The sequence below is a fragment of the Bacillus sp. NPDC060175 genome (assembly GCF_042728695.1).
Classification (GTDB): domain Bacteria; phylum Bacillota; class Bacilli; order Bacillales; family Bacillaceae_G; genus Bacillus_A.
The window spans coordinates 1-4,661 of the sequence record NZ_JBHWYR010000158.1 but is presented as its reverse complement, the minus strand read 5'-3'; the positions used below and the strand labels follow the sequence as shown (position 1 = coordinate 4,661).

Here is a 4,661-nt window from a genome sequence, read left to right as displayed (position 1 = left end):
GGAAGGGAATATCCACACTTTTACAATATCAGTTGCCTTTAATAAAGTATTAAAACCAGCAAAAAATAGATAAAAGGCATATAAAAGAAGAAAAAATGTTCCTAGCCATTTACCAAAGTATGCTTTTAAAATCTGTGAGAAATTTTTGCTAGGATTTTTTTGTAACATTAATACAATAAATACGCCAGTTATAGAAGTAATCATCCATCCCAGAATGATAGAAATCCAGCCATCTGTACCAGCGGTAGTAGCAAGTGGGCTTGGCATAATTAACATACCTGATGCAAGTTGCAGTGAATGGATGAAAACAATAAATTCAAATAAAGTTATGTTTTGAAATCTAAGATTCCCCATGCGAACCACCTTCTTTTTTCTTTTTTTGTTTCGGCTGTCCTGTACTCGAGCGGGTGGTAATCATAGAAATAGGAAATCTTACAAAAGAATCTTTTAACTCTTGGAGACGAAATGGTGCTATTGGCAATCCGTATGGTGAACCATACGAAGTTAGTGAAACAAAATGAGCAAATAAAAGCATTAATCCACTAACAATACCTACAATCCCATAAAAGTATGCCAATAACATCATTGGAAAACGAATAAGGCGTATAGAGCTTGATAAGTCATAATTAGAAACAATAAATGATGCAATGGCGGTAATAGATACGATAATAACCATAACGTTACTCACAAGACCAGCTTGAACAGCCGCTTGCCCAATTACAATCCCTCCAACAATTCCAATTGTTTGTCCAATTGGTTGTGGTAAGCGAATACCAGCTTCACGTAGCATTTCCAGTGTGATTTCCATTATAAAAGCTTCCAGTAAGGGGGAGAAAGGGACTTTGACTCTTGACGTTGCAATAGAAGTGTATAAATCTAAAGGAATGACTTCAAAATGAAAAGAGACGATAGCAATATAAATTGCGGGTAAAAAAATAGCTATAATAAATCCTGTAAATCGTAATAAGCGAAAAAATGATGCAATAAGCCAATGAATATTATAATCATCTGGGGTCTGAAAAAATCCAATTAAATTCATTGGAACAATCATTGCGCCTGGGGACCTATCCATCAGCACTGCTACTTTTCCATCAAGTATATGATTAGAAATGGCATCTGGGCGTTCGCTTAAATAAGCTTGTGGAAAAGGAGTCCAATTTTGATCCTTTGTAAAATTAGATAGTTCTCCAATGCTCAATACCGCATCCGTTTTAATTTTACAGATTCTAGTTTCTATTTCTTGGACCACATCTGCGTTTGCTACATCACCTAAGTAAATCAAATAGACTAAAGAAGTGGCTCGTTCTCCAATCGTCAGCTTTTTGATTTTCAACTCTGTAGAAGGAATATATCGACGAATTAGGCCTATATTTTTTGTGGCATTCTCAATAAATCCATCATGGGATCCTTTAATAGTAACTTCTGAAATTGGCTCTTGAATTGCTCTCTCTGCCCAACCTTTTGTATTTATTAGAAGGGACCGTTTTTCTCCTTCCATAAACAGTACACATTGACCCTCAAGTAATCCTACTTTAATTTCATTCCATGTATATACTATTTTTGTATGAGTAGCAATAATATTAGAATTAAATATTTGATTGTCTTCATTTACTTCTTGTAATAATGGTGTAACAACATTTCCTTTTAATGCAACACCATCTGTAAGGCCTTCAAAATAATATAGTAAAATATTCGTGTTTGTTTTTAATTGCAAAGGATGTTCAATCAAATCTGCACTAATATTAAAGATGTTATCTAATGTATTTTTAAGTTCTTTTAAGTTACTTGTTTGGATTTTTTCAATGGTTTTATCTGTCTTTGTTTCTAGGGTCTTTTCATTTAAGGACAAAATTGACACCTCTTTAATATATAACGATTAGTTGTAGTTATTATTTTTATATGTTTGAATTTTATTCACTAATTTAAACGGATTGAGATCAAGAATAACTAAAATTGAAGTGCTATATTATAAATTCAATAATTGAGAGCAAAAAAGTAGATGTATTTTGTGTAGAAATCTAAGTATCAAGATAGAAGTGAGTATAATAAAAAAGAACCCTTGATAGGTTCTTTTTAATAGTTGGTAAATATGTTGTCAACAATAGATGGCGATAAAGGTAGTAATTTAGATGTCTTTATGTTACTCAGCTGAATTTTGTAGGAAGAATTATTTTTTCATACCTCAATGCTCAATAAAAAAGGACATTTCATTTATTTGGGTGTTTTAGTGTATTTGAATTTTGCACGCTAACAAATTTTGTTTAGGGACAAAATGTGAAGTTTTATTCTGAAATAACAGAAAGTTAATGCGGCAAAATTCCTATTGGTTATTTGGATAGGTATCAAATATTTCTTTGGCCTTATTTTCTTGATATGACCGTACGTTTATATGCTTCTAAGGGAAAGAAATATTTTCATTTTTATTACCATCTATTGTTTGATTAAGATGGTAACACGAAAATGAAACGTTTACAACCAGAAAATAAAGAAAAAATTTTAAAATGCGACTTTTTTCGACAAATATTCCTATAAAATGTTTTGTAGGAATTAGAAATAACTAAATTAGAAATAACTAAATTAGTAATAATAGCTTAATATATTAAAGTGAAATTCAATGAATAAGAGTCCAAAGGCATGAATTTAAATGATAAAGGTATAATTTTCTTTTTTGAACTGTAAGTGTTTTACAAGTATAGTTAAACTTTAATCCAACTAGCATTTCTTCCTTTTGTCACTAGTTTAATATGGCCAAACAATTGCAAGGAATTTAAAGCCTTACTGATTGTACTCTCTGCTATGTCTGGATATGTGTTACGAATACACTCCTTAGTAAAGGGTTGTTTTTGTTTAAGTATAAAATCCTGAATTCTCTCCACTTTAGTATGCTTACATATAGAATCTAGAACTGTATTATGAAGATCTTTGTACGCCTCTAATATAATAGTTAAAAACGTTTTTAACCAAAAGCTACTATTATGTTCCTCGCAGTACCAATTTACCGAAGATTTATAAATCGAATTGTAATATTCAGATTCATTTTTCTTAATGTATTTATCCAAACATACATATTTTACAAATGTATTTCCACTCTTAATTAATAGCAATTGCATTAACATAAGTGCCAATCTGCCGTTACCCTGATTAAAAGGGACTATGCAATAAAAATTAAATATAAAACGAGCTATTAATAAAAGTGAATGATGGCCCTTACTAGAATTTAATGAGTTATATTGATCACATAATTGTTCCATTACTTGTGGAATAAGCTCATGTGGAAGAATGCGGTAACTATTTAAGTGCATTCCGTTTTCAGGAATACCTGGAATAGTAAACGGTTTTTCGCGCCATTTGGCACTGTCAGAGGTAATGTAATGTATTAATTGAAAATGTAATTCCTGTATAGTCTCTGGATTGATTAATAAATCACAGGAATTCTTATGTACAAAAGTAAGTGTTTGATAAAAACAAAAGATAGCATCTTCCGAGATATTTTGAGGTACTATATCATCTAAAATAAGTTCTTTTAATCTTTTATTTGGGACTTTTATATCTTCATAGGTAGTAGTAAAGTTTTTTATGTAATGAAGTGGTATGGTTTTTTCTAAGCTAGTAAATATATCAGGATTTTGTTCCTGATAAGCAGCTAATTTTCCTTTTAATTCACTAATTTCACTGATTATATTTAATAGTCTCCTTTTTAATTCAATATTTTTATACTTGTCATCGAAAAAATTTCTCATTTTTATTCCCCCTGTAACCCCTTAACATGCTGTTACATAAATCTTTCCATTCTAAAGTTAGTTTACAACATTATTTTGAAATAACAATATATTTATTTTGATTTTGAACTTATTTTAGAATCAAAATTGTTATTTAAATTTGATTAACGAGTTAGAACTTATAATTAATCATGTTTGAATAAAGAATGAATATACACAGATAGAAAATATAGTTTGACTTTAATTCCTTTTTATGAATTTACGAGATAAAAATATAATTTTAGAATTATTATTAGAGTAGTTTGCTGTATTATCGCTGGGAATTTACTAGAAAGTAACTAATTTTCACAAATAAAATAAAGAAATCTTAAAGAGGAATCAATAGGATCTAATTTGAATAGGCATAATCCTAACATTAAATGTGCAAATGTACAATAATTAAATGAAAAAAATATGAAAATATCGACTTTTTTCGACAAAATAAATTAGATAGAAAAACAATCTAATTTAAGAAAATTGTTGCTTTAGATGATCTCTGCATTTCATAAATTAATATTGAAGGAATTATCAATTGATTTTTACGAGTAATAAAAGAGTAGATATACAAATTAAATTGTGACAATTATAAAGTTAGTATTCTCCATTTTCATTATTTAATTTAGCAAATTTAATAATAGTAAGGTGACTTTTCTATATTTAATATAAGTATTTGATGGAGTATGCTCATAAAAAGTGTCATTTTCTATGTATCCATGTAGCATTTAGCACTTGTATTGCGAAATGTTTTGACATAAGTTAATTTAAATATTAGGTACAGAAACATTTTAAGGAAAAGAGTCAGTATAAAAGTACCCTGAAAAACGTTTCACCCTAAAAACGTTTTTCCTCAAGAGATTTTCTCAGGAGAACTAAGGTTTTTTAATTTGTTTCTGTGTCTTATTA

At 29.2% G+C, this 4,661-nt stretch carries 3 protein-coding genes; all 3 read right to left on the bottom strand.

Going from position 1 to position 4,661, the window contains the following annotated elements; genetic code table 11:
- The coding region (locus ACFWDE_RS29935) for a GerAB/ArcD/ProY family transporter (RefSeq protein WP_377896322.1) at window positions 1-354 on the bottom strand (354 nt) is incomplete at its 3' end.
- Window positions 341-1,849: a spore germination protein gene (locus ACFWDE_RS29930; RefSeq protein WP_377896321.1), complete on the bottom strand. Its 1,509-nt coding sequence runs from the start codon at window positions 1,847-1,849 to the stop codon at window positions 341-343. The genes ACFWDE_RS29935 and ACFWDE_RS29930, both read right to left, overlap by 14 nt.
- A gap of 847 nt (window positions 1,850-2,696) precedes the next feature.
- The gene (locus tag ACFWDE_RS29925; RefSeq protein WP_002016992.1) at window positions 2,697-3,740 is read right to left on the bottom strand and encodes a Fic family protein; all 1,044 of its coding nucleotides are present in this window, start codon (window positions 3,738-3,740) and stop codon (window positions 2,697-2,699) included.
- Between the last annotated feature and the right edge of the window lie 921 nt (window positions 3,741-4,661).

Excerpts from the sequence above, each read along its gene's own strand:
- ACFWDE_RS29925 (WP_002016992.1), bottom strand. The coding sequence starts at position 3,740 with ATGAGAAATTTTTTCGATGACAAGTATAAAAATATTGAATTAAAAAGG.